The sequence below is a fragment of the Streptomyces calidiresistens genome (genome assembly GCF_014141525.1).
Classification (GTDB): Bacteria; Actinomycetota; Actinomycetes; order Streptomycetales; family Streptomycetaceae; genus Streptomyces; species Streptomyces calidiresistens.
Window position 1 is genome coordinate 1 of the sequence record NZ_VKHS01001179.1, and the last position, 1,185, is coordinate 1,185.

The 1,185-nt window shown below is 69.9% G+C and carries 1 protein-coding gene; it reads right to left on the reverse strand.

Features of this window, described 5'->3' with window-relative positions:
- Nucleotides 1-54 precede the first annotated feature (54 nt).
- Nucleotides 55-669: a DUF6230 family protein gene (locus FOE67_RS26245; RefSeq protein ID WP_182667314.1), complete on the reverse strand. Its 615-nt coding sequence runs from the start codon at nt 667-669 to the stop codon at nt 55-57.
- Nucleotides 670-1,185: the final 516 nt, after the last annotated feature.

Here is a 1,185-nt window from a genome sequence, read left to right on the forward strand (position 1 = left end):
GGGCGCGGGTGTCCGGGGTGACGGCCGGTCGCCCCGGACACCCGGTTCACGCCGTCAGTAGCACTCGTTCTTTCCCCGGTGCAGCTTGATGTTGAGCCCGTTGAGCTCGAAGGTCCCGGCCGTGGTGGCCCACGCCGTCTGCCTGACGTTCGTCAACGTGGCGGCCTCGGCCTGCTGGGCGAAGGATCCCGGGGTGAAGTCCCCGGTGGGCTTGGGCCCCTTGCTGGTGTGGCTGGCGCTGACACCGATGTCGATGTTGGTGAAGGTGGCGTTCGCGTCGAGTTCGGCGAGGTCGATGAAGAGGTTCTTCGCCTTCACCGGCTTCTTCGGGTCGGCCCCCGCCCCCAACTTGACCGTGACGTCACCGATGGGGGTGGGGACGACCACCGACTGACAGAGCTTGGTGATGGTGGCGGAGTTGAAGGCGGAGACGGCCACCGGCACGTAGTCGCCGTCGGCCTTCTTGTTGAGCGTTCCGTACTGGACGAAGCCGTCGGTGTTCACCAACCGTTCGGTGGTGACCTTGAAGCTCTGTCCGGAGACCGCGAACGAGGCGGCGAGCGCCCCCTGCGACATGGCGACGCCGATGGCCGCCGTGGCCGCCACCGCGGGCACCATCACCACGCCGAACCGCTTCCACCGGGTACCGCCACGAGCCCGAGACCCCATGACTTTCCTCCTCCTGGACGACTTCCCGCCGCGCGTGCCGGGGCACGGCAGAGCACCGGTGGCGGCTGGGAAGAGCGAGGGCCGCCGGGCCGATCCCGGCGGCGGCCACCGGCCGCGCGCACGACGGCGCACGGCCACCCGGAGCGCCGATCACCCGTCGGCGGGCGCCCCCGACCCGAGGCCGACGCGTGGCCCTCGTCGGCTGTGCGCCGATGGTGGTGCAGAACACCCATGGGCACAAGACATTGACTACCGACGAGTAAGAAAAGGGCCCGGGAGGCCGCCGCACCCTCTCCGTTCGGTCACGACGGGCAACCGTCGCCCCGGGGAATCCTTCGGGCACTGCAGGGCGAACCCCCATTGAACGACCCGGTGGGACGGGTGCGTCATCACGCAGTGCGATTGCCCGGGAGAAGGCCAAGTTTTGGTAAAGCGAGGGTGGGGAAAGCGCTTGTTGCGCGCCCCGGGAAGGGCCCCGCCACCGGGAGGGCCGGGGAGCGGGCACGGGGTCGGAAC